Here is a 22,823-nt window from a genome sequence, read left to right as displayed (position 1 = left end):
TACGGAAAACCGGGGTCGGGCAGCCCGTCAGAGGTCAAATGACACAGAGTCGTTACGGCGGTATAGGTTTCTTGGCATGCGTGAATCCCAGCTCGGAGAACTGACCGTTTCGGCCCTCGGCCTCGGCTGCATGGGGATGTCCCAGTCGTACGGCGTGCAGAGCGACGACGCGGAGTCGATCGCCACGGTGCACGCGGCGATCCATGCCGGCTGTACTTTCATCGACACCGCCGATGTGTACGGCGACGGTGCGAACGAGGAGCTGGTCGGGCGCGCCCTGGCCGGCCGCCGGTCCGAGGTCGTGCTGGCGACGAAGTTCGGGTTCCAGCGGGTCGGTTCGGACATCCCGAACGTGGTGAACGGGCGGCCGGAGTACGCGGCCGCCGCGCTCGATGCGTCGTTGGCGCGGCTCGGGGTCGACTACGTGGACCTCTGGTACCTGCACCGGCGCGACCCGGAGGTGCCGATCGAGGAGACCGTCGGGGCGATGGCTTCGGCGGTAGAGGCTGGGAAGGTCCGGTACCTGGGGCTGTCGGAGGTGTCGGGCGAGACGGTGCGGGCGGCGCATGCGGTGCACCCGATCAGCGCAGTACAGAGTGAGTGGTCGCTGTGGACGCGCGACCCGGAGACCGGCGTACTGCCGACGCTGCGCGAGCTGGGGATCGGGTTCGTGCCGTTCAGCCCGCTCGGGCGCGGGTTCCTGACCGGGCAGATCACCTCGCCGGACGATTTCGAGCCGGACGACATGCGGCGGGGGATGCCGCGGTTCAGTGGCGAGAACTTCCAGCGCAATCTGGATCTGGTGGCTCGCGTACAGGCGCTGGCCGCTGCGAAGGGGGTGCTGCCGAGTCAGCTGGCGTTGGCGTGGTTGCTTGCGCAGGGCAATGATGTCGCGCCGATCCCGGGGACCAAGCGGCGCAAGTACCTGGCCGAGAACCTCGGTGCTGTTGACGTTTCGCTGTCCGCGGAGGAGCTGGCGGAGCTGGATGCGGCGTTCCCGCCGGATGCGGTGGCGGGGGATCGGTACGCGCCGGGCGGGATGAAGATGGTGGGCAAGTGATCGGCGTGACCGGGTCGACCGGTCAGCTGGGGTCGCGGATCGCTCGGCTGCTCGCGGCGGAGGGAGTGGCGCAGCGGTTGATCGTGCGGGATCCCGGTCGGGCGCCGTCGTTGGCTGGGGCGGAGGTCGCGCAGGCGGCGTACGGAGAGCATTCCGCGTTGCTGAACGCGCTGGACGGGGTCACGACGCTGATGTTGCTGAGCGCGACGGAGTCGGCGGATCGGGTCTCGTTGCACAAGGCAACTGTTGATGCCGCGGTGGCGGCTGGGGTGCAGCGGATCGTTTACACGTCGTTCGTCGGTGCTTCGCCGTCGGCGACGTTCACGTTTGCGCGGGATCACTGGCACACCGAGGAGCACGTGCGTTCTACGGGCGTCGACTTCACGTTCTTGCGGGACAACTTGTACCTGGACTTCTTGCCGGGGTTCGTCGGCGCTGACGGTGTGATGCGCGGGCCGGCGGGGGATGGGCGGGTCGCCGCGGTGGCGCGGGACGATGTCGCCTCCGTCGCTGCTCGGGTGCTGGTATCGCCGCAGCATTCCGGGATGACCTATGACCTGACTGGGCCGTCGGCGTTCACCTTGACCGAGGCGGCTGCTTTGCTGAGCGCGGCGTGGGGCCGGCCGGTGCGGTACGAGCCGGAGACGCTCGACGAGGCGTACCGGTCGCGCGAGGGCTTCGGCGCTGCCGCGTGGGAGGTGGCCGGCTGGGTCACGTCGTACGCCGCGATCTGCAGCGGCGAGCTGAGCGGCGTGAGCAGCGCCGTCGAAGACATCACCGGCCACCCAGCCATCAGCCTCGCCGACCACCTGGCCAAGCTCTGACCTCTCGCCTCGCTCGGCCTCGTGGGGATTGTCGACGGGACCTGAGAGAATGGTCAGATGCCGCTCTATCGTGACGAGGCGATCGTGCTCCGGGTCCAGAAACTGGGCGAAGCCGACCGGATCGCCACGCTCCTGACCCGCGGCCACGGCAAGATCCGCGCGGTCGCCAAAGGCGTCCGCCGCACCTCATCCCGCTTCGGCGCTCGCCTGGAGCCTTTCAGCCACGTCGACCTGCAACTCGCCACCGGCCGGACCCTCGACGTGGTCACCCAAGCGGTGTCGATAGCGGCATACGGCGAAGGCATAGTCAGCGACTACGCCCGCTACACCACCGGCACGGTCATCCTCGAAACGGCCGACCGCCTGGTGGTGGAAGAAAAGGAACCCGCCACCCAGCACCACCTCCTGCTGGCCGGCGCCCTCCGGGTCCTCTCCGCCGGCGAACGCACCCCCGGCCTGGTCCTCGACTCGTTCTTCCTCCGCTCCCTTGCCATCTCCGGGTACGCCCCCTCCTTCGACGACTGCGCCAAATGCGGCGAACCAGGCCCCCACCGCGCCTTCAACCCCGCCGCCGGCGGCATGGTCTGCAGCACCTGCCGCCCACCCGCCTCCACCATGCCGTCCCCCGCCACAGTCACCCTCCTAGCAGCCCTCCTCACCGGCGACTGGCCAACCGCGGAACGCACAGACCCCAAAACCCGCCGAGAAGCCACCACCCTCGTCTCCGCCTTCACCACCTACCACCTGGACCGCCTCCGCTCCCTCCGCCACCTAGACCTAACCCCCAGCACCCCACCCCAACTAAAACTGGGCTAACCCACCCACCCCGCCACACCAACGCGGCCCGCTCACCAACCGGGGACACCCCCCGCCACCGGCCCCCCGCGACTGCTGGCTGGGCAGTCGGATCCGCGTCAGCGCGAGCCGGCCCGACGCGTGAACTGGGTGAGTACTGTCCGCGCGAACAGGTACAGCGCGAGCGCGCGCCAAACAGACACCCGTACTAGGGACGGCAAGCCGAACAGCCGCCTGTACTGCATGAGCGCGGCGGCTGTTTCGAGTGAGTGCTGGCCGGCCAGTCACCTGTACTACGTGAGCGTGGGCCGGGCAGAGGCGTGTACCACGTGAGCGCTGGCCAACCGACGTACGTGCTGGGTGAGGCCTGGCCGGGCTGGCGCCTGCACTGCGTGACAGCGAGCCGAGCAGCCGCCTGTACTGCCTGAACCTGACGGCCTCTAGCGGGTGAGCGCCGGCTGGGCGGTCACCTGTACTGCGATGGTGCTGGCCGACCAGTCGCCTGCGCCGCGTGAGCGTATTGCGGGCAGAGGCCTGTACTGCCTACGGGTGGCCGGGCGGGTGTCTGTACTGCGGGGGCATGGACGAGAAGACCGAGCAGACGCCTGTACTGGGTGAGAGGTGCCGAGCGGACGCCTACTGCTTGGGGGCCGCGTATTGGTAGCTGTCAGCAGTTGTTGGGGGCTGGCGCTGTCGGTTGGTCGCCATTGGGATCCACCAGGACAGGTACAGCCTCACCGATCCGTAGTTGCGTGGATGCCTGTTGGGTCATGTCGATCTGGCCGGTATCGCCGAGGGTGCTCTGCCAAGTGATGCTCCAGTGGGCGGTCGCGCTAACCGGGTATCGGCACTTCGGCTGCTCATGCGACGTCTTCCGATACCGATGACCACAATCAGGCGAATCCGCAATACCCGCCGCCTTGCTGTAGGGCGTACCAGCGCCCTCGCACCGAACCGTATTCCCGTCACCCATCGTCCAATCGACTGCCTTGACGACTCCTGTGGCCGTCACCCGAAGCCCGGGTACTTCCGCAAACCGCGTGATCGGCCCATAGGTGTTCTCCGACTTGTCCACCCACAACCACACCGGCATATTCACCAGCCCGATCTCCCCAACCCCCGGCGCAGACCGCACCTGCGGCTTCGCCAACTGCATCTTGGCAATCGCCTCATACGCCAACGTGAGCGGATCAACCACCACAGTGTCAGGAGGCCCAGGCAACCACACCCACTTGGTCACCAGATGTCTGCCCTGGCTGTACCCCTGCTCGCGTAAGCAAGCCCAGACCTCCCCATCGGTATGCCCGCCCCAACTGGGATCTGACTTTGGCGGCTGCGGGGTGAGCCTCTGCAGATAGCACTGTTCACTATTCGACCAGTTCCCGAGGTCCGAGGTGCAAGCTTGGGCGCCACCGTTGTGCTGGCATACGCGCTTACCAACCTTGGTGGACTTCCCGGGGCTGGTCTTCTTGCCAGCGCCTTTGCCGAGTTCAGACTTCAGCCAGAAGGTGCACTTGTGGGTGATCGGCGAGCAGACCTTGACGTAGCGGGGATCGTCCTGCGTTGCGGCGGTTGCTCGGGGCGCCGCAACGATGGCCAACCCCAAGGTGACCGTAAGGCAGACGCCGCCGAGTATTTTCAGCATTTTCCTGCCAGCGCCTTCTCTTCGACCAGGAACCACACCTTGGTGGTCTGACCCGCGGGCGGAGCGAAGACCATGCGAGCCAGCACCTTGTGTCGGTCCCCGTCGTCCGGGCCAGCCGGCACTGGCTTGTCATTGGACTGGTAGCGCGTGACGACCTCTGAGCTGTCGAGGCAGGAGACAAGGTCGACCTCGGGCTGCTCGCCCTTCAGCTTCACAGAATGACTGATCGGGATGACCTTGACGTTGCCACTTTGATACCACCCGTTGGCGGACTGGAATCGGAGCTCGCCGAGGACCGAGATCAGCCACGGGTCACCGTTTCCCGCCTGGAGGAGCGTTGCCCGAGCCGGTCTCTCAGGGTGGCGCAGGGCGACGGCAACAGCCTGACGTGCCGCGGAGTAGCGGCTCTTGGCGGCGGCGATGGCGCCTTCTTCTTCCTCGTTGGCCGTGGGGGTGGGGGAAGCCGTGGAGGTCGACGTAGGGGTTGTCGAGGCAGGAGTTGTGTTGGGTTGACCGGCTTCGGGGGAGTTGTTGCAGGCGGCTAGGGGGAGCGCGCAGAGGGCAACGGTTAGGAGAAGCGGTCGGCGGGGCATGCGGGTGGGCTCCGATCGTGGGTTGCTGGCGGTACAAGGTTCGCATACGGAGGGTGTTCAGGGTGGGGGTTGTCCACAGGGGTGTGGGAGGGCGGAGGGGTGCGGGAGGGCCTTGGGCAGGGGTTTGGGAGGATCTGGGTATGTCGCCTATTGGTCGTCGTCGGGGTCGGGTTGGGGAAGGTCGGCGCGGGGAGGTTGTTGCTCCTGATGTGCATCCTTCGGGGGCTCGGCCGCCGGGGATTCCCAAGGAGTTGGTGCCCAATCACGTGGCGATCGTGATGGATGGGAACGGGCGGTGGGCGAAGGCGCGGAATCTGCCGCGGACCGAGGGGCACAAGGCGGGGGAGGCTTCGCTGCTCGATGTGATAAAGGGTGGGATCGAGATCGGGGTGAAGTACCTGTCGGCGTACGCGTTCTCGACCGAGAACTGGGCCCGGTCGCCTGATGAGGTGCGGTTTCTGATGGGGTTCAATCGCGATGTGATCCACCGGCGGCGCGACGAGCTGGACGCGATGGGGGTGCGGGTCGTCTGGTCGGGGCGGCGGCCGCGGTTGTGGAAGAGCGTGATCGACGAGCTCGAGTACGCGCAGGAGCGGACGAAGAACAACGACACGATCACGCTGCAGTTCTGCGTGAACTACGGCGGTCAGGCGGAGATCGCGGACGCGATGCGGTCGATCGGCGCGGAGGTTGCCGCGGGCAAGCTCAACCCGGACCGGATCACCGAGAAGACGATCGCGAAGCATCTCTACCACCCGGAGGTCCCCGAGGTGGACCTGTTCGTCCGGTCGTCAGGTGAGCAGCGGACGTCCAACTTCTTGGTGTGGCAGCTCGCGTACGCCGAGATGGTCTTCCTCGACACGCTGTGGCCGGACTTCGATCGGCGCGATCTGTGGCGCGCGATCGAGCTCTACGCCCAGCGCGACCGGCGCTACGGCGGCGCCGTGCCCAACCAGGTCGAGCAGGCCTGACAACACCAGCCGGTACTACGTAACGCCCGTGAGCCGGTCGAGGGTCTAGGCTCGCCAATCGACCGATGGATGTCGTCGAGGGGAGTTGCCGACCGTGCAAGAGCAGCCGACGGGTGAGACGCCGGAGCAAGCACTGGCGCGGGAGTTGCGGGGCGCCCAGGCGGAGATCCGCGGCGTCCGCTCCGTACTGGACGACGCCCTCGCCGAAGACGACCGCCTGGCCGCACTCGCCGCCACCCCGCCAAACAACACCGGCCAGAGCAGCGGGGGGCAGGGCAATGCCGGCCTCGGTGATACCGGGACGAGCGGCGCCGCGACGGGCAACGTTGCGCAGGGCAATGGCGTGGCGGGCGGTAGTGGGCAGGCGGAGGGTGGTTGGCGATGACGGTGGCGGAGGATCGGCAGCGGGCTGCCAGTCTGACTGATCAGACGGCGTCGGCGCTGGTCGCTGCGCGGTCGGCGATGATGTCGGCGCGGCAAGCGACGGCTGACTTCGATCGGTTGCTCGACGCGCGGTTGGATGAGGCGGGGACTCTGGGGGTACCCGCACAGCGCGCTCGCGAAGGCGAGTATGCCGGTCGGCAGGCCGACAACCCGGGGGCTCGTGACAACGCCACCGATGACATCCGGAGAGCGCTCTACAGCGCTGGATTGACCAGTGATCAGCTCAACGGCCGGCTTCAGCGCGACCTCGGTCAGCTCGAGCAGATCGGGGACGACCTCGATCGGAGTTCCCGCACACTCACGCACGCGAAGAGTTTCCTCGACGAGCTCGAGCAGTTGCCCGTCGAGCGGGATGAGCAGACCGGCGAGCCGACCCCGGAGGCGGCCGAGCAGCTCAGGCAGACGTCGATCCTGCGGCAGCGGGTCAGCACCATCGAGAGCTCAATCGGCGAAGCCACCACCGGGGTCAAAGGCGCCGAGACGCAGCTCAAGCAGGCCCGTGAGACGGCTCGGAACCTGGTCCAGTCACCGCCGGGCGTCGGCACCGATGGCCGGATCTCCAACGCGATCGACCAGACCCGCGAGGAGCTCGGCAGCAACCTCCGGTCCGCTCGCCAACAGCTCGACGGCGCGAACCAGGATCTCACCGCCGCCCGTCCAGCCGCGGAAGAAGCCGCCCACCGCAGCGTCGACCTCGCCAACGCCACCAGAGCCGGCCTCAACCCGACCCAACCCTCACACCAAGGTCCTCCCGGAGCCTCCTCCGAGTCAGACCTGAGCCGCCGCCTCAACGGCCCCTCCCAAAACCCAACCCTCGAACGCTAACCAAAGCACTTACCGACGGGGTGAGGGGAGTAGGCCTCGTTCGATGGCGACTGTTACGGCTCGGGTGCGGTCGTCTACGTCTAGTTTGGTGAAGAGGCGTTGTAGGTGGGTTTTGACGGTTGCCTCGCCGATGAAGAGTTCTCGGCCGATCTCGGCGTTGCTGAGGCCTCGGGCTACGGCGGCCAGGACTTCCAGTTCGCGTGGAGATGGCTGGACGGCGGCGGGGGCGGGTGTGCGGAGTCGGGACATCAGGCGCGCGGCGACCGGGCCCGCGAGGACTGTTTCGCCGCGGGAGGCGGCTCGGATTCCGTCGAGGAGTTCGGCGTGCGGTGTGTCCTTGAGGAGATAGCCCGCGGCGCCGGCTTCGACCGCGTGCAGGATGTCGGTGTCGGTGTCGTACGTCGTCAGTACCAGCACCCTCGTCGTCGGATACCCGGACACGATCGCGCCCGTCGCCGATACTCCGTCGCGACGTGGCATCCGCAGGTCCATCAGTACGACGTCCGGCCGGGTCGACTCGACCAGCGCGAGGGCCTCCTCGCCGTCGCCCGCCTCGCCGACCACCTCGATGTCGTCGGTGACCGCGAGCATCCCGATCAGCCCCGAGCGGACCACCGGATGGTCGTCCACCACCAGCACCCGTACCGTCATCAATCCTCCTGACCCGTCGCCGGGATGAGTACCTGCACCCGCGTACCACGCCCCGGCGCGCTGTCGACCGACACCGTGCCACCGGACTCCTCGACCCGCCCCCGCATCGCCGCCAGCCCATACCCACCCGTGGCCGCCGACGGCGAAAACCCAGCCCCATCGTCACTGATCTCGATCGCCACCCCATCAGCCGACATCCCGAGCAGAATCCGCACCCGGGTGGCTCCAGCATGCTTCCGTACGTTCGCCAGCGACTCCTGAGCCGCCCGCAACAACACCACCTGCTGCCCCTGAGGCAACGCGGCGACCTCGTCATCAGCCATGTCCAGCGAAACCTGTACGTCGACCCCGGTCTCGGCCGCGAACCGCTCACCCTGCCGCTGCAGTACTTCGGCCAGCGTCGCCCCACTCAACGCGACCGGTGTAAAGGCCGCCACCAAAGCCCGGGCCTCGGCCAGATTCTCGCGAGCCGTGTCCTCGATCGCCGCCAACCGCCCAGCCGCCGGCTCGACCGCACCACGCGAAAGCTCAACGGCGGCCGTCTGCGACAGCATCACGATGCTCGTCATCCCCTGCGCGAGCGTGTCATGGATCTCGCGAGCCATCCGCTCCCGCTCAGCCATCACGCCAGCGGTGTGGTGAGCTTCGGCAAGCTCGTCCCGCGCTGCCTCCAACTGCTCGATCAGCTCGGCGCGCTGCTGGCTCTGGCTGATCACCTTGTCGATCCAGATGCCGAGCAGCAGGCTGACGACCAGGCTGATCACCATCCACGGCAAGATGTCCCAGAAGGCGTCCATCGTCCAGCCGGCCGCCCAGAGCTGCGCCGTGCCGACCGCGAACAGCAGCAGGAAGCTGAGCGGTACCGCGTCGAGCGTCCGGTCGCTCAGCAACCAGATCTGCGGCGAGACGATGAACAGGATGAAGACCGACGGCGGGAAGAGCGCAACTGCGGCGCTGACGCAGACGAGCATCACCGCCCGGTACAGATGAGCCTGCCACCGGCTGCGCGAGATCATCGCCGGCATCGCGAGCAGCCGGTAGGCCAGGGCCAGTACCGCGACCAGGGCCAGGTACACGATCCGCTGCGGGGTGGTCAGCTCGGAGGAGAAGAGAGCTGCGATCGCGGTGACGCCGAGCAGCGCGTAGAAGGTGATGTGCCAGCCGATCAGGGTGCGCACCCAGACGGGCTGGTCCACCTTGGTACCGGAGAGCTCCATGCGCACCATCTTCCTCCAGAACCACCGGAGGTCGCTCAGGGCGCCTCCGGTGGTCGCAGAGTAGGGAGTGCCGAACATCAGCCGGCGTCTCGCCTGGTCCAGCGGAAGACCCGCTGGGCGACGATCAGCCCGACCACGAGCCAGACGACCAGGACGATCGCGCCGAGACCGAGGTGCCAGGACTGGCCGGGCTCGGTCTGGACGAAGCCGTCGGGCAGGAACACCGAGCGCATCCCCGAGGCCAGCCACTTCAGCGGGAAGACCGAGGCGACGCCGCGCATCCAGGACGGCAGGCTGCTGTAGACGAAGTACACGCCCGACATGAACTGCAGCAAAAGAACTACCGGGGTGACGACCGCGGAGGCCGCCTTTCCGGACTTCGGTACGACGCTGAACGCGATCCCGAGCACCGACCCCGACGCGGTACCGAGCACGAAGATCCACAGGAAGTCGAGCCACTTGCCCGGCTCGGTCGGCAGGTCGACGCCGAGCAGCAGCCCGGAAATCGCCAGCAGCAGGGCGATCTGCGCGATCGAGGTGATCAGGACCTGGCCGATCTTGCCGATGAAGTACGCCTGCGGCGGCATCGGCGTACCGCGCAGCCGCTTGAGCAGACCTTCGTCGCGCTCCAGCGCGATGCTGATCGCCAGCGACTGGAAGCTGCTCAGGAAGATGCCGGAGGCGATCATCCCGGGGGTGAAGTAGGTGGCGGCGTTGACGCCCTGGCCGAAGTCGGTGTCGCCGAAGACGGCGGAGAAGATGGCCAGGAAGATGATCGGGAAGAAGAAGGTGAAGATCAGCGCCTCGCGCTCGCGGAAGAACTCGCGGACCTCGAGCTTGGTCCGGGCGACGCCGACCGCCATCGTCGACGGCAACGGCTTGCTGGTGACGTTGTGAGAGGTTGCCATCAGAGTGCTCCAGCTTCGATCGCTTCGGTGTCGGTATCGGCGGCCGTGACAGCCGTGGTCGTGGCCTTGCCGATCAGGTCCAGGTAGATGTCTTCGAGACTCGGACGCCGTACTTCGAGCTCCGGTACTTCGCCGTCGAAGCGGGCCATCAACGCGGCCACCTCGGCCGTCGGCTGGTCGGTGCGCAGTTCGTGCGGGCCGTCCGCGTCGGACCAGGAGACCCTTGCGGTCCGGGCGCCACGGCCGCCGAGCGTTTCCGGCGTACCGACCTCGATCATCCGGCCGTCCGCGATCACGCCGACCCGGTCGGCCAGGTGCTCGGCCTCGTCGAGGTAGTGGGTGGTGAGCAGGATCGTCGTCCCGCCGGTGCGCAGGTTCTCGATCAGGGTCCAGAACTGCCGGCGGGCCTCGGGGTCGAACCCCGTGGTCGGCTCGTCCAGGAACAGCAGTTCCGGGTTGCCGATCACGCCGAGCGCCACGTCGAGCCGGCGGCGCTGACCGCCGGACAGCTTGCGCGGGCGGGTCTTGCGCTTGTCCTCGAGCCCGACCGCGGCGATGACCTCGTCGGGGTCGCGCGGGTTGGGGTAGTAGGAGGCGTAGTGCCGGACGAGTTCGGAGACCGACGACTCGGCCTCGTCGCGCGAGGTCTGCAGCACGATCCCGATCCGGCTCCGCCACAAGCGGTCGGCGTGGGCCGGGTCCGTGCCCAGCACGCTGATCTCACCCTCGTCCGCTCGGCGGTACCCCTCCAGCACCTCCGTCGTCGTGGTCTTGCCGGCGCCGTTCGGGCCGAGCAGCGCGAACACCTCACCGCGGAGGATGTCGAGGTCGACGCCACCGACGGCGACCTTGTCCGGGTAACGCTTGACGAGTCCTCGGACCCGTACCGCGAGCTCTGTCTCTGTCATGGCTCAACCTTCCCGTCCGCAAGGGGTCCCGGGGGAGCATCGGACGACGGACCGGCTGTCCCCCGACCGGTGGACAGACACCCGTAGTACGGGATGCCTACGGGACTTTTTCGGGTTAGCGTCTGGGCATGAGTCAGACCGTGCGTGGAGTCGTCGCCCTGAGCAAGGGCGCGCCAGTGACCATCGAAGAGATCACCATCCCCGACCCCGGCCCGGGCGAGGCCGTCGTGAAGGTCCAGGCGTGCGGCGTCTGCCATACCGACCTGCACTACCGCGAGGGCGGCATCAACGATTCTTTTCCTTTTCTGTTGGGCCATGAGGCGGCCGGGGTGGTCGAGTCCGTCGGCGAGGGGGTGACGGACGTCGAGCCTGGTGACTTCGTCGTCCTGAACTGGCGAGCCGTCTGCGGCAACTGTCGCGCCTGCCTGCGCGGGCGCCCGTGGTACTGCTTCAACACGCACAACGCCAAGCAGAAGATGACCCTGGCCGACGGGACCGAGCTGTCGCCCGCACTGGGCATCGGCGCGTTCGCCGAGAAGACCCTGGTCGCGGCAGGGCAGTGCACGAAGGTCGACCCGGCGGCGAAGGCCGAGGTGGCCGGCCTGCTGGGCTGTGGCGTGATGGCCGGGCTCGGCGCTGCGGTGAACACCGGCAATGTCGGGCGTGGCGACACCGTTGCCGTGATCGGCTGCGGCGGCGTCGGTACTGCGGCAGTCGTCGGTGCCCGGTTGGCCGGGGCTGCCCGGGTGATCGCTGTGGACCTCGACCAGCGCAAGCTCGACGTGGCGTTGGAGCTCGGTGCGACGCATGCGGTCAACTCGAAGGAGCTGGACCACGACGGGGTCGTCGCGGCGGTGCAGGAGCTGACCGGTGGGTTCGGGGCGGATGTGGTGATCGATGCGGTGGGTCGGCCGGAGACGTGGAAGCAGGCTTTCTACGCGCGCGATCTCGCCGGGACCGTGGTGCTGGTCGGCGTACCGACGCCTGAGATGACGCTCGAGATGCCGCTGCTGGACTTCTTCGGGCGGGGTGGTTCGCTGAAGTCGAGCTGGTACGGCGACTGTCTGCCGTCGCGCGACTTCCCGATGCTGATCGACCTGCACCTGCAGGGGCGGCTGCCGCTGGACCGGTTCGTGTCCGAGACGATCGCACTGGACGAGGTCGAGGCGGCGTTCGAGAAGATGCACCACGGCGACGTGCTGCGATCGGTGGTGCTGTTCTGATGCCGGCCCGGATCGAGCGGGTCGTCACGTCCGGCACGTTCAGCCTGGACGGCGGCACGTGGGACGTCGACAACAACGTCTGGCTGGTGGGCGACGACGAGGAGGTGCTCGTCATCGACGCCGCCCACTCGGCCTCCGCGATCGTCGAGGCGGTCGGTGATCGCCGGGTGGTCGCGCTGGTCTGCACGCACGGCCACAACGACCACATCAACGCCGCGGTGGACTTCCGCGACGCGGTGAAGGCGCCGATCTGGCTCAACCCAGCCGACCGGATGCTGTGGGACACGGTCTACGACGAATCGCCCGACCACGACCTCGCCGACGGCACCACCTTCGAGGTAGCCGGTACTACGCTCCGCGCGATCCACACCCCAGGACACAGCCCCGGAAGCACCTGCCTGTACGCCGAATCGCTCAACTCCGTGTTCACCGGCGACACCCTCTTCCACGGCGGCCCCGGCGCCACCGGCCGCTCCTACTCCGACAAACCCACCATCCTCAACTCCATCCGCACCAACCTCCTGACCCTCCCCCCAAACACCCTCGTCCACACCGGCCACGGCGACACCACCACCATCGCCGCCGAGACCGGCAACATCAGCTGACTCAGCGGCTGCCATGCCACTGAGCCGGGTCGCCGCGTCCTCGCGGCTCAGGATCGCGCCGCTGACCGCGTCCCCGGACCGCCACCCCATCAATCGGCGGCTCACGCCACGGGCTCGCAGCGGGGATGAGCCGCCGGCCCGCGACCTCCTTGGGTCCATTGATGGGCTGGCGGTCCGCCCCGTCCGCCCGCCGGGACCGCCAGCTCGCCATGGCCACCGGGCTTCCCCGTTCGCCATTGCCCACCCCCGCCCCCGCCCACTCCTGGCCCCCCCGCCCGCCGCGCCCGCAGGGCGGGCGGGGCGTCGGTCAGCTCAGCGCCGCTCGCACTCGGCTTGCGCCAACTCCCCTCCCGCTGCCGCCCCGCCCGCAGGGCGGGGCGGCAGCGGTCTAGCCGAGCGCCGCGGTGTTGCCGGCGACCCATTCCATGTCTGGGTAGCGGGTGCCGGCTGGGGTGAGGTTGGAGAGGGAGGTGATGTCTTCGGGGGTGAGGTCGACTGCGAGGGCGGCCGCGTTCTCTTCCAGGTAAGGGCGGCGTTTGGTGCCGGGGATCGGGGTGATGTCGTTGCCTTGGGCAAGGAGCCAGGCGAGGGCGACCTGGGCGGGAGTCGCTTCGTGGCGGGCGGCGACGGTGCGGATCTGCTCGACCAGGGCGAGGTTGGCGGCCAGGTTCTCGGCGTCGAAGCGGGGGAGTGTCTTGCGGAAGTCGTTGTCCGCAAGGTCTTCCTGGCCGGCGATCCGGCCGGTCAGCATGCCGCGGCCGAGCGGGCTGTACGGCACGACGCCGATCCCGAGTTCGCGACAGACCGGCAGCACCTCAGCCTCGATGTCACGGCTGAACAGCGACCACTCGGACTGCAGCGCCGCGACCGGGTGCACCGCATGCGCCCGCCGAATGGTGTCCGCCGACGCCTCGGACAGTCCGATGTGCTTGACCTTGCCGGCGTGCACCAGCTCCGCCAGCGCACCGACCGTCTCCTCGATCGGTACCGACGGATCGGCGCGGTGCTGGTAGTACAGGTCGAGGTGGTCCACGCCGAGCCGCCGCAGCGACGCATCGAGCGCCGACCGGAGGTACGCCGGTGAGCTGTCGAGCCGGATGAGCTTGTACGTCGCCGGGTCCATCACGATGCCGAACTTGCTGGCCAGCACCACCTCGTCGCGCCGGCCCGCGATGGCCTTGCCGACGAGTTGCTCGTTCTCGCCGGCGGCGTAGATGTCGGCGGTGTCGAGGAAGGTGATGCCGAGGTCGAGGGCACGGTGGATGGTGGCGATCGACTCGGTGTCGTCGCCGGGGCCGTAGCCGAAGCTCATCCCCATGCAGCCGAGTCCGAGCCGGCTGACGTCAGGTCCGTTGGTACCGAGAATCACAGTTGTCTCCAAGTGAAAAGGCATGGCTCCGCCACCCGACAGCCGCAGAGCCGGTTGTCAGTTGGAAGGGCAGAGCAAGGGGTCAGGGAGTGCAGTCGCCGCCGTATGTGGCGATCTTGTAGTCGGTGACCGCGAGGGCCGCCTGCAGTTCGCGCAGCCGGCGCTGGATCGTGGCCCGGTGCTCCAGCATCAGCGCGAGCCGCTGCGGGGCAGTGGATTCGCCTTGGTACACCAGCTCCATGTAGTGGCTGATCGTGCTGATCGGCATGTCCGACAGCCGCAGCCGGGTGATGAACACGACCCGGCCGAGGGTTTCCCGGTCGTAGGTCCGGTGGCCGGCCTCGTCCCGGGCGACGGTGAGCAGGCCGGTGCGCTCGTAGTACCGGAGGGTGTGAGCGGTCAGACCGGTGGCCTCGGCGACCTCCGCGATCGTCAGTACGTCGGGGAGGTCGTCCGGGAGCTCCAGGAGCTGCAGCAGCTCGTGGTCCATCGGCTTCAGCTCTGGGGCTTCGTAGCGCTCGGCGAGCGCGTGCCGGCGATCGGAGGAGCTGAGGACACCCGTTGTGTTCATGACTAAGAACGTACGGGTTAGAGCGCGCTCTAACGCAAGCCCGGGGTCAGGAGGGCTGCTGGCAGTCCGAGCAGGTGCCGAAGATCTCCAGGGTGTGGCTGACGTCGGAGTAGCCGTGCTCAGCGGCGACCTTGTCGGCCCAGCGCTCGACGGCCGGGCCCTCGACCTCGACCGTCCGCCCGCAGTTGCGGCAGACCAGGTGGTGGTGATGACCCTTCGAGCAGCGCCGGTACGCCGTTTCGCCGTCGGCGGTGCGCAGTACGTCGACCTCACGCGAGTCGGCGAGGGCCTGCAGGGTGCGGTAGACCGTGGTCAGGCCGACGGCCTCACCCGCGCCCCGGAGCTCCTGGTGGATCTCCTGGGCCGTCCGGAAGTCGTCGAGATTGTCGAGCGCGGAAGCCACCGCCGCGCGCTGACGGGTCGAGCGTGTTCCGATGGCCACCATGCCTCCTGTCATCCCTTCACCGTGATTTTCCGCGGTAACTCGCCAATTCTCTCAGAAGTCAACAACTTAGTGTTCATCCCAGTGATCTCCGTGCGCCGCATGCAAATGACCGTCGTGGACGTAGTCGACGTGATCACCGTGTTCGATCTTGGGATGGCCGCACTTCGGGTCGTGGGCGTGCTGGTGAGCGGTACTCACCACGTGCGGCTCGGGGACCGGTAGGCCGATCTCCGGTTCCTCGTCCGCGAGGGGAGTCAGGACGCCACGGCGACGGCGTACCAGGGTGCCGGCGATCGCCGCGACGACGAAGCCGGCCAGGGCCAGCACGACGATCGTGGCGCCGGGAGCGACGTTGGCGTTGTACGACGTGATGATGCCGGCCAGGCAGGCCGCGACACCGATCGCACAGGCGGTGACGAAGGTACTCCGGAACGACCGCGTGAACTGCTGAGCGGTCGCAACCGGCACCACCATCAGCGCACTGACCAGCAGCAGCCCAACCGTCCGCATGGCGACGGTGACCGTCACAGCGGCCATCACTGCGATCAGGAGGTTGAGCAACTGCACCCGGAGGCCGGTGACGCGAGCGAACTCCTCGTCCTGACACACCGCGAACAGCTGCGGGCCAAGGCCGATCGCGACGACCAGTACCGTCACAGCCAGCCCCACAACGACGTACAGGTCAGAGGGGGAGACAGTGGTGAGCGAGCCGAACAGGTAAGTGTTCAGCGTCGCAGCGCCCTGTCCTGCCAGGCCTATGAGCAGCACACCGCCCGCTATGCCGCCGTAGAACAGCAGTGCGAGCGCCACGTCCCCGCTGGCCTTGCCGCGCGCCCTGACCAGCTCAATGGCGGTAGCACCGGCTATAGCGACCAGTACTGCGGTGAGCACCGGCGCAGTCCCGGTCAAGAGCCCCAGCGCGACACCGGTGATCGCGATATGCCCGATCCCATCGCCCATCAGCGACAGCCGCCGCTGGACCAGGTACGTGCCGATCGCCGGTGCGGACAACCCGGTGAGCAGCCCGGCAATGAGCGCCCGCTGCATGAACTCGAGCTGGAACAACGTCATGACAGCCACCCCGGCTCGTCGTCGCTGGACCCGTGCGGGTGGACATGAGCGTGCGTCTGCGAGGCGTGCGGCGGACCGTCGTACACGACCCGGCCGCGGCGCAGCACGATCGAGCGGTCGATCAGCGCGTCCATCGGGCCGAGGTCGTGGCTGACCATCACCACCGTCGTACCGCGCGCGACCCGCTCCCGGATCGCGTCGGCGAAGATCGCCTGACTCGCCAGGTCGACGCCAGCGGTCGGCTCGTCGAGGATCAGCAGATCAGGATCCGAGACCAGCGCGCGGGCGATCAGCACCCGCTGCTGCTGGCCACCGGACAGCTCGGCGACGCCGTCCTTGCGCCGGTCGGCCATGTCGACGATCTCCAGCGCCTCGTCGATGGCAGCCCGGTCAGCCGCCTTCAGCGGGCGGAACAGCCGCCGCTTCGAGAGCAGCCCGGACGACACCACCTCGGCGACAGTCGCCGGTACGCCGCCTGCCGCGGTGATCCGCTGCGGGACGTAGCCGATGCGATTCCAGTGGCGGAAGCGCGGTACCGGAGTACCGAAGAGCCGGACCTCGCCGCGGGCGGCCGGCAGCAGGCCCACGACCGTCCTGATCAGCGTGGACTTGCCGGAGCCGTTGGTGCCTAGCACGGCGAGGACCTCGCCGGCCCGGATCCGCAGATCCACGCCGCGCAGGACGAGACGACCGCCCAGGTCGACCGAGAGATCGGTGACCTGGACGGCGTCTTCACGTGTTGGGGTCGATGTCACGCGCAGCTGTTCGCCTTCCGGAGCTCCTGCAGATTCTCGCGCATCAGCGAGAGGTAGGTCTCCTGGGAGTTCGCGTCCGACAGGCCCTCGATCGGGCTCAGGACCGCGGTCTTGACGTGGACGTCGCGGGCGATCGACTCGGCCACCTTCGGGCTGACGAGCTCCTCGTAGAAGATCGTGGTGACCTGCTGCTTCTGCACGATCTCCTGGACCTCCTTGATCCGCGTCGGGGTGGGCTCGGCGTCGGGGCTGAACCCGGCGATGCCGACCATCGTCAGACCGTACCGCTTCGCCATGTACGCGAACGCCTCATGGCTCGTCACGAACGTCTTCAGTTTGCAGTCGGCCAGCCCGGTCTTGTACTCCGTGTCGAGCTTGCCCACCTCGCCGAGCAGGGTCGCGGCGCGCTGCTTGTAGCCGTCCGCGTGGTCGGGATCGGTCGCGACCAGCTTGTCCGTCACAGCCTGTACCACGGCCTCGTACCGGACCGGGTCGAGCCAGAAGTGCGGGTCGAGGCCGTCGGAGACGCGCGACGCGGGAGCGACGTACGAGGCGGGCTTCACGGTCCCGGTCGGCGTGCCGGTCGGGCCGGCCGCCTCGCCCTCGGGGTGTTCCTCGAAGTCGGCGCCGGTGGCCTCGAGCTTGGCGGCGGGCGCGACGTCGAAGCCGGCGCTCTTCGCGTTCTGCGCGACGGCCTCGTCGACGGCCGGCTGCAGGCCGCCTTCGTAGACGACCAGTTTGGCGCCGGCGATCGTACCGACCTGCTTCGGCGTCAGCTCGAGGTCGTGCGGCTCGACACCGGGCGCGGTCAGGGTGGTCACGTTCACCGCATCGCCCCCCACCGAACGGGCGATGAACTCCAGCGGGTAGAACGAAGTCACCACGTCGAGCTTGCCGCCGGATCCGCCCGCGGCGTCGTCGCCGCAGCCTGCCAGAGTAACCACTGCCAGGGCGGCGAGCCCGGCGACGACAGCACGCGTACTAGATCTCATGACAATCATTTTCATTTAAGTGGGGATGGTTGTCAAAACAGGGAGTTGACGGATGGCCAAGCGGACCGTAGGACGGCGGCGCGCCGACACCAAACCGAACCGCGGGCGCCGGCTCGAAATTCCGCGCGGTCACGGCCATGGGCACGGTCACGGACACGGCTCCGAGGTGATCGACACGTCGGTCGTCGACTCGGACGCGGTGGTGGCCCGGCGCGTCCGGATAGTGGTCGCGGGGGTGCTGATCCCGCTGATCGCGGCCGCCGTGATCGCCATGATCGTGCTCTGGCCGGGCGGCGATCTGAAGATCGCGGCGGCCGAGCAGACCGGGGCGAGCGGCACCGTCGTGTCGCTCAAGGCCTGTCCGGAGAGCCCCGCCGACTGTGATGAGGCGACGGTCAAGCTGCGCAGCGCGCCCGGCGCGGACAAGGGACTGGAGGTGCCGGTCGAGGTACCGAAGGGCAAGAACGCGGCGGTGGAGATCAAGGCCGGCGACCGGATCATCCTGGGGGTGCAGAAGGGCGCGGCGCTCGCCGACCGGTACCAGTACGTCGACCACGACCGGTCGATCCCGTTGATCGCGCTGGCGGTGATCTTCGCGATCGCGGTGATCGCGCTGTCCCGCTGGCGGGGAGTGGCGGCGCTGGGGGCGCTGGGCATCACCGCGCTGACGCTGACCCAGTTCATCCTGCCGGCCATCCTGAAGGGCTCGAACCCGTTGCTGGTGGCGGTGGTCGGCGGCTCGGTGATCATGGTGATCGCGCTCTATCTGACGCACGGCATCAACGCCCAGTCGTCGGTGGCGCTCGCGGGGACGATCGCGTCGCTGGGGCTGACCGCCTTCCTGGGGTGGGGCTTCGTCAAGCTGAGCGCGTTCTCCGGGCTGGCCAGCGACGGGGCCTCGGCGGTCAAGGCGTACGTTCCTGGGCTCGATCTCACCGGGCTGCTGGTGGCTGGGATCGTGATCGGCTCTCTCGGGGTGCTCGACGACGTGACGGTCACCCAGGCGAGCGCTGTCTGGGAACTGTCGGCGGCCAACCCGGCAGCCAGTCGAGCGTCGCTGATCGGTGCGGGGCTGCGGATCGGGCGGGCGCACGTCGCCTCGGTGGTGAACACGCTGGTACTCGCGTACGCCGGCGCCGCGCTGCCTATCCTGATGGTGTTCGCGATCGGCGGGGTATCGACCGGGTACCTCCTCAGTACCGAGATCGTCGCCGTGGAAGTCGTCCGAGGTCTGGTCGGCAGCCTCGGGATCATCGCGGCCGTCCCGTTGACCACGGCGCTGGCCGCAATGGCTGTCGCCGACCGGTCCCGCGACCTCGTCGGCGTGCCCGAGTCCGTTGCCGGGGCAGGAGAATCTGCGGTATCCGAGTAATTCCGGGACTTCGGCGGTTGACCCAACAAAGTCCCCGGCAGGCTCTTCCCAAGGGGTCCTGAGGCGATCTAGAGTTCCGATCTGTCACGGATTGGCCGACCCAGTTCACTGTCCGTGGCAGGACTCGTGAGGAGCCGCGGATGACTCGACGCGTTGGTGTCTGGCTGTTCGGAGCAAGAGGATCGGTCGCAACCACGACCATCGCCGGAGCAGCAGCACTCCACCACGGAATCCCGCCCGCCGGAGTAGTCACCGAACTCCCCGACTTCACCGGCACCGACCTGATCCCCCTGGACGCCCTCGTCTTCGGCGGCCACGACGTAGTAGAAACCCCGCTCTCGAAACAGGTCGAGCGCCTGATGACCGGCGGCGTCCTCCCCCCCGGCCTAGACCGCCTGATAGCCACCGACCTAGCCGAAGCCGAACGCCAAATCGTCGTACTGCCGACCGGCGGCCCACAGAACGAATTGATCGGCCGGATGGCCGAGGACATCCGCGCCTTTCGCCTGCGCAACGACCTCAGCCAGGTCGTGGCGATCAACGTCGCCTCGACCGAGGCGCCGTACGAAGTGCCAGTTACTACGGCTGCGGAGCTTCGGGAAGCGCTGGCAGTTCCAGACGTCCTGCCAGCCAGTTCAGTGGGTGCGTTGGCGGCGTTTGAGGCGGGAGCGGCGTATGTCGACTTCACGCCGTCGACCTCCATCCGGCCGGCCGCGGTCAGGGAGTGGGCGGTTGAGAAGGGAATGCCGTACGGCGGGCAGGATGCGAAGACGGGGGAGACGTTGGTGAAGAGCGTGCTCGCGCCGATGTTCGCGGCCCGCGCGCTTCCCGTGCATGCCTGGTCCGGTACCAACCTGCTCGGCGGCGGCGACGGTGCCACCCTCGCCGACCCGCGCGCCGCGGAGTCAAAGAGCATCTCCAAGGAACGCGGTCTGGCCGAGATGCTCGGCGACGTCGCCGGTGACGTCCACATCGACTACGTCGACCCGATGGGCGACTGGAAGACCGCCTGGGACCACGTGCTCTTCTCCGGCTTTCTCGGCGTCCGGATGACGCTGCAGTTCACCTGGCAAGGCTGCGACTCCGCCCTAGCTGCCCCGCTCGTACTAGACCTGGCCCGTCTCTCAGCCCTCGCCCTGGACCGCGGCCACGTCGGTGCCATGCCCTTCCTCGGCTTCTACTTCAAAGATCCGATCGAGTCGACCGAGCACGCACTCGCCCGCCAGTACGACGAACTGCTCCGCTGGACCCGCTCATGCTGAGGCGCACCACCAAGCGCCCCCGCCTGGCCGACCTCGCCGAGCTAGTCAGAGCCCCAGCCGCCCTGACCGTCCCCGGCGACGTACTGGCCGGCGCAGTAGCCGCTGGCAACCTCCGCCCGACCCGACTAGCCGGTCTAGCCGCGTCCTCCGTCGCCATCTACTGGGCCGGTATGGCCCTGAACGACTGGTCTGACCGAGACCTAGACGCAGTGGAGCGCCCAGAACGCCCCATCCCCTCCGGCCGAGTATCACCCGGTACTGCGCTCTCCCTAGCCTCATCACTCACCGCCGCCGGCCTAGCCCTCTCAGCCCTGGCAGGCGACCGCCACACCTTCCGTACGTCGGCAGTCCTCGCCGCAACCGCGTGGACCTACGACCTGAAGGCCAAGAACACCCCGCTGGGCCCAGCCGTCATGGCGACTGCCCGCTCGCTCGACGTACTGGTCGGCGCAGGCAACAACCGCCGAGCAGCCCTCCCAGCAGCCGCCGCCATCGGCAGCCACATCCTCGCCACCACCTACATCTCCCAAGGTGAAGTCCACGGCAGCACCCCCACCTCTTCCCGAGCCGCCCTAGCCGCAACCGCCGCAATAACCGCCACCACCGCCCGCCCCACCTCCACCCGGCCAGGCACCGCCGGCGCGCTGCTCTCTGCGGTGTTTGCCGGGCTCTTCGCTCGGTCGGTCGGGTCGGCTCAGTTGGTCGCCGCTGGCGACCCGAGCGCGGCGAACCTTCGCAAGGCTGTCGGGGCGGGGATCCACGGACTGGTTCCGTTGCAGGCCGCTTGGTGTGCTCGGGGTGGCAGGCCCTTGGTCGGCGCAGGTTTGCTGGCCGCGCTTCCATTGGCCAAGGCGCTGGCAAGAAAGGTGTCGCCGACATGAGATTCGGTTACGGGACCAACGGATTCGCCAACCACCGACTGCCCGAGGCGCTCAAGGTGATCGGCGAGCTCGGGTACGACGGAGTTGCGCTGACCCTCGACCACAACCACCTCGACCCGTTCGGGCCGGACCTGCGCCAGCGCACCGCCGAGGTCGGCAAACTGCTTGCCGACGGCAACCTCGCCGTCGTCGTCGAGACCGGCGGCCGTTACGTCCTCGACCCCTACCGCAAGCACGAGCCGACCCTGCTGCACACCCACGGCGCCGAGTGGCGCATCGCGCTCCTCGAGCGCGCCATCGAAGTAGCCGCGGACCTCGGCGCCGAAGCAGTCTCCTTCTGGTCCGGCACCCTCCCGCCGGACGTGTCACCCGAACTCGGCTGGCAGCGACTCATTGCTGCCTGCAACCAACTGGTCATCTACGCCGCCGACCGTGGCGTCCAGCTCGGCCTCGAACCAGAACCAGGCATGCTCATCGATGACCTGGCCGGCTACCTCAAACTCCAGGCCGAGGTAGGCAGCGAGACCCTCGGCCTCACCCTCGACATCGGCCACCTGGTCTGCAACGAGCCACTGTCCCCGCCGGCCTGCATCACCGCCGCCGCCCCCTACCTGGTGAACGTCCAGATCGACGACATGCGCCGAGGCGTCCACGAACACCTGGAGTTCGGCACCGGCGAGGTCGACTTCCCACCCGTCCTCCAAGCCCTGAAAGACATCCAGTACGAAGGCCTGGTAGCAGTAGAACTCCCACGCCACTCCCACGCCGCCCCCACCATCGCCAAAGACTCCCTCACCTTCCTCCGGAAGGCAGCAGGATGACGGGGGAGATGCCGCCGGGCGCTGCCGGCGTGCAGTGGGAGGCTGGGACGTCTGCGGTTGAGTTGGAGGTCCTGCTGCCTGTGGCAGCTCGGGTGTGGTTGGCGGGTGCACGGCAGCAGCCGCTGGCGACTAGCTTTCCGGCTGCTGCACGGAAGGTTGGGCACGGGCGGTTGAGTCCGGCGTGGACTGCTGATCAGGCGGTCCGTGCGCTGCTGCTGATTGGTGCGCCTGCCGACGAAGTACTGGCTGTCTATCGGTATGGCGACACCGCGGAGAAGCTTGCCGTACTTCATGCGCTCTCCGTCGCCGACGTCGCGGACGCTCTCCAAGACCAAGCGATCCCGATCGTCGAGGATGCGTTGCGGACCAATGATCAGCGGCTGGTGGCCGCCGCGCTTGGCCCGTATGCGACGCGGTACCTGTCCCAGCACGCCTTCCGGCACGCGGTGCTGAAGTGTGTGTTCGCGAACATCCCGCTGGCCGTGGTCGACGGCCTGCCGAAGCGGGTGGATCCGGAGCTGATCCGGATGATGACCGATTTCGCCGCCGAACGGAGCGCAGCCGGCCGGGCCATCCCGACCGACTTGGAGGCGTACCTCAACAGCCCGCCCTAAG

Annotated in this window: 25 protein-coding genes; 13 read left to right on the top strand and 12 right to left on the bottom strand. The window is 68.2% G+C overall.

The features are described 5' to 3' along the window. Window positions 1-76: 76 nt before the first annotated feature. Genes ACIA12_RS13340 through recO form a run of 3 tightly spaced genes read left to right on the top strand, consistent with a single transcriptional unit; the run spans window position 77 to window position 2,700 of the window. Window positions 77-1,060, top strand: a complete 984-nt coding sequence (locus ACIA12_RS13340) for an aldo/keto reductase (RefSeq protein WP_396367219.1) — start codon at window positions 77-79, stop codon at window positions 1,058-1,060. After that, on the top strand, window positions 1,057-1,884 hold the full coding sequence (locus ACIA12_RS13335; RefSeq protein WP_396367218.1) for an SDR family oxidoreductase: 828 nt from the start codon (window positions 1,057-1,059) through the stop codon (window positions 1,882-1,884). Before ACIA12_RS13340 ends, ACIA12_RS13335 begins: the two co-directional genes overlap by 4 nt. Window positions 1,885-1,941: 57 nt before the next feature. Beyond that, window positions 1,942-2,700 carry a DNA repair protein RecO gene (gene recO, locus ACIA12_RS13330; protein WP_396367217.1) on the top strand — a complete coding sequence of 253 codons (759 nt, stop codon included), beginning with the start codon at window positions 1,942-1,944 and terminating at the stop codon, window positions 2,698-2,700. A gap of 646 nt (window positions 2,701-3,346) precedes the next feature. Here the strand turns inward: recO and ACIA12_RS13325 are convergent. Next, window positions 3,347-4,324 (bottom strand): hypothetical protein, encoded by a 978-nt coding sequence (locus ACIA12_RS13325; RefSeq protein ID WP_396367216.1) that lies wholly within the window; start codon window positions 4,322-4,324, stop codon window positions 3,347-3,349. Continuing rightward, window positions 4,318-4,539 carry a hypothetical protein gene (locus ACIA12_RS13320; RefSeq protein WP_396367215.1) on the bottom strand — a complete coding sequence of 74 codons (222 nt, stop codon included), beginning with the start codon at window positions 4,537-4,539 and terminating at the stop codon, window positions 4,318-4,320. Before ACIA12_RS13320 ends, ACIA12_RS13325 begins: the two co-directional genes overlap by 7 nt. 518 nt (window positions 4,540-5,057) lie before the next feature. Between ACIA12_RS13320 and ACIA12_RS13315 the strand changes: the two genes are divergently transcribed. The 3 genes from ACIA12_RS13315 to ACIA12_RS13305 all read left to right on the top strand — a co-directional run bounded on the left by ACIA12_RS13315 (window position 5,058) and on the right by ACIA12_RS13305 (window position 7,157). Then, window positions 5,058-5,888 (top strand): isoprenyl transferase, encoded by an 831-nt coding sequence (locus tag ACIA12_RS13315; protein WP_396367214.1) that lies wholly within the window; start codon window positions 5,058-5,060, stop codon window positions 5,886-5,888. Between the two features lie 94 nt (window positions 5,889-5,982). Then, window positions 5,983-6,273 carry a hypothetical protein gene (locus tag ACIA12_RS13310; protein WP_396367213.1) on the top strand — a complete coding sequence of 97 codons (291 nt, stop codon included), beginning with the start codon at window positions 5,983-5,985 and terminating at the stop codon, window positions 6,271-6,273. Next, window positions 6,270-7,157, top strand: a complete 888-nt coding sequence (locus ACIA12_RS13305; RefSeq protein ID WP_396367212.1) for a hypothetical protein — start codon at window positions 6,270-6,272, stop codon at window positions 7,155-7,157. Before ACIA12_RS13310 ends, ACIA12_RS13305 begins: the two co-directional genes overlap by 4 nt. A gap of 9 nt (window positions 7,158-7,166) precedes the next feature. Here the strand turns inward: ACIA12_RS13305 and ACIA12_RS13300 are convergent, their stop codons facing one another. The 4 genes from ACIA12_RS13300 to ACIA12_RS13285 form a co-directional block, all read right to left on the bottom strand. Beyond that, window positions 7,167-7,808, bottom strand: a complete 642-nt coding sequence (locus ACIA12_RS13300) for a response regulator (protein ID WP_396367211.1) — start codon at window positions 7,806-7,808, stop codon at window positions 7,167-7,169. Beyond that, window positions 7,808-9,025, bottom strand: coding sequence for a sensor histidine kinase (locus ACIA12_RS13295; RefSeq protein WP_396367210.1), 1,218 nt, complete (start codon window positions 9,023-9,025; stop codon window positions 7,808-7,810). Before ACIA12_RS13295 ends, ACIA12_RS13300 begins: the two co-directional genes overlap by 1 nt. Before the next feature lie 77 nt (window positions 9,026-9,102). After that, window positions 9,103-9,933 (bottom strand): ABC transporter permease, encoded by an 831-nt coding sequence (locus tag ACIA12_RS13290; protein WP_396367209.1) that lies wholly within the window; start codon window positions 9,931-9,933, stop codon window positions 9,103-9,105. After that, the gene (locus ACIA12_RS13285) at window positions 9,933-10,841 is read right to left on the bottom strand and encodes an ABC transporter ATP-binding protein (protein WP_396367208.1); all 909 of its coding nucleotides are present in this window, start codon (window positions 10,839-10,841) and stop codon (window positions 9,933-9,935) included. Before ACIA12_RS13285 ends, ACIA12_RS13290 begins: the two co-directional genes overlap by 1 nt. 128 nt (window positions 10,842-10,969) lie before the next feature. On the opposite strand from ACIA12_RS13285, the gene ACIA12_RS13280 reads away from it, so the two are divergent. Together ACIA12_RS13280 and ACIA12_RS13275 are read left to right on the top strand one after the other, a co-directional pair. After that, on the top strand, window positions 10,970-12,064 hold the full coding sequence (locus ACIA12_RS13280) for an S-(hydroxymethyl)mycothiol dehydrogenase (RefSeq protein ID WP_396367207.1): 1,095 nt from the start codon (window positions 10,970-10,972) through the stop codon (window positions 12,062-12,064). After that, complete coding sequence (locus tag ACIA12_RS13275) at window positions 12,064-12,669, top strand: MBL fold metallo-hydrolase (protein WP_396367206.1); 606 nt, start codon at window positions 12,064-12,066, stop codon at window positions 12,667-12,669. The genes ACIA12_RS13280 and ACIA12_RS13275 overlap by 1 nt, the downstream gene beginning before the upstream one ends. A 388-nt stretch (window positions 12,670-13,057) precedes the next feature. Here ACIA12_RS13275 and ACIA12_RS13270 read toward each other — a convergent pair whose 3' ends face one another. From ACIA12_RS13270 to ACIA12_RS13245, 6 genes are all read right to left on the bottom strand, one after another. Next, on the bottom strand, window positions 13,058-14,062 hold the full coding sequence (locus tag ACIA12_RS13270) for an aldo/keto reductase (RefSeq protein WP_396367205.1): 1,005 nt from the start codon (window positions 14,060-14,062) through the stop codon (window positions 13,058-13,060). 58 nt (window positions 14,063-14,120) lie between these two features. Further along, on the bottom strand, window positions 14,121-14,609 hold the full coding sequence (locus ACIA12_RS13265; protein ID WP_396367204.1) for a MerR family transcriptional regulator: 489 nt from the start codon (window positions 14,607-14,609) through the stop codon (window positions 14,121-14,123). Window positions 14,610-14,655: 46 nt separating this feature from the next. Then, entirely contained in the window at window positions 14,656-15,054 is a 399-nt protein-coding gene (locus ACIA12_RS13260) for a Fur family transcriptional regulator (RefSeq protein WP_396368286.1), read from the bottom strand. A gap of 66 nt (window positions 15,055-15,120) precedes the next feature. Beyond that, the gene (locus tag ACIA12_RS13255) at window positions 15,121-16,125 is read right to left on the bottom strand and encodes a metal ABC transporter permease (protein WP_396367203.1); all 1,005 of its coding nucleotides are present in this window, start codon (window positions 16,123-16,125) and stop codon (window positions 15,121-15,123) included. After that, window positions 16,122-16,880, bottom strand: a complete 759-nt coding sequence (locus tag ACIA12_RS13250; protein WP_396367202.1) for a metal ABC transporter ATP-binding protein — start codon at window positions 16,878-16,880, stop codon at window positions 16,122-16,124. Before ACIA12_RS13250 ends, ACIA12_RS13255 begins: the two co-directional genes overlap by 4 nt. Beyond that, window positions 16,877-17,872 (bottom strand): metal ABC transporter substrate-binding protein, encoded by a 996-nt coding sequence (locus tag ACIA12_RS13245; protein WP_396367201.1) that lies wholly within the window; start codon window positions 17,870-17,872, stop codon window positions 16,877-16,879. Before ACIA12_RS13245 ends, ACIA12_RS13250 begins: the two co-directional genes overlap by 4 nt. 52 nt (window positions 17,873-17,924) lie before the next feature. Here ACIA12_RS13245 and ACIA12_RS13240 point away from each other — a divergent pair, with 52 nt between their 5' ends. From ACIA12_RS13240 to ACIA12_RS13220, 5 genes are all read left to right on the top strand, one after another. Next, window positions 17,925-19,244, top strand: coding sequence for a YibE/F family protein (locus ACIA12_RS13240; RefSeq protein WP_396367200.1), 1,320 nt, complete (start codon window positions 17,925-17,927; stop codon window positions 19,242-19,244). Between the two features lie 140 nt (window positions 19,245-19,384). Continuing rightward, a complete protein-coding gene (locus ACIA12_RS13235; RefSeq protein WP_396367199.1) occupies window positions 19,385-20,506 on the top strand; it encodes an inositol-3-phosphate synthase in 1,122 nt (373 codons plus the stop codon). After that, the gene (locus tag ACIA12_RS13230) at window positions 20,500-21,387 is read left to right on the top strand and encodes an SCO3242 family prenyltransferase (protein ID WP_396367198.1); all 888 of its coding nucleotides are present in this window, start codon (window positions 20,500-20,502) and stop codon (window positions 21,385-21,387) included. Before ACIA12_RS13235 ends, ACIA12_RS13230 begins: the two co-directional genes overlap by 7 nt. Further along, on the top strand, window positions 21,384-22,208 hold the full coding sequence (locus ACIA12_RS13225) for a sugar phosphate isomerase/epimerase family protein (RefSeq protein WP_396367197.1): 825 nt from the start codon (window positions 21,384-21,386) through the stop codon (window positions 22,206-22,208). The genes ACIA12_RS13230 and ACIA12_RS13225 overlap by 4 nt, the downstream gene beginning before the upstream one ends. Continuing rightward, window positions 22,205-22,822 (top strand): EboA domain-containing protein, encoded by a 618-nt coding sequence (locus ACIA12_RS13220; protein ID WP_396367196.1) that lies wholly within the window; start codon window positions 22,205-22,207, stop codon window positions 22,820-22,822. The genes ACIA12_RS13225 and ACIA12_RS13220 overlap by 4 nt, the downstream gene beginning before the upstream one ends. Window position 22,823 lies beyond the last annotated feature (1 nt).

The organism is Kribbella sp. NPDC051620, from assembly GCF_044453825.1.
GTDB lineage: Bacteria > Actinomycetota > Actinomycetes > Propionibacteriales > Kribbellaceae > Kribbella.
This window is presented reverse-complemented; position numbering and strand designations above follow the sequence as displayed.